The sequence below is a fragment of the Pseudomonas sp. 5P_5.1_Bac1 genome, assembly GCF_025466015.1.
GTDB lineage: Bacteria > Pseudomonadota > Gammaproteobacteria > Pseudomonadales > Pseudomonadaceae > Aquipseudomonas.
Genome location: NZ_JANLNX010000073.1, coordinates 1 through 340, shown reverse-complemented (window position 1 = coordinate 340; position 340 = coordinate 1). Strand labels below are relative to the sequence as shown.

At 60.3% G+C, this 340-nt stretch carries 1 protein-coding gene; it reads left to right on the top strand.

The genetic code is table 11. The annotated features are described in order from the left end of the window. Positions 1-340 (top strand): immunoglobulin-like domain-containing protein (locus NTD82_RS15920; protein ID WP_262129404.1); only part of this gene is annotated, 340 nt, incomplete at both ends.

Here is a 340-nt window from a genome sequence, read left to right as displayed (position 1 = left end):
AGCCCCGAAAGACACTGTTTATGTGGACGCCGGCAGCGTCAGCGTGACCATCACGGGCACCACCGGTGGTGACTTCGAGCACCTCGAAGTCAGCCCAACCGCAGCGGTCACAGCTGTAACGGATTCGATTGATACGTCGACCGTCACCCTGACCGCGACTGCCAGTGCTGTTGAAGGTGGCGTGGTCACCTATACCGCTTCGGTTACCGCACCGGTCACCGGCGCTCCACTGGTCATCACCTTGGCCAACGGCCAGTCGATCACTATCCCGGTTAATGCGAGCAGCGGTTCGGTCGACTTCATCGCACCGAACAACGTGTTGAACACCAACACGCCGCTC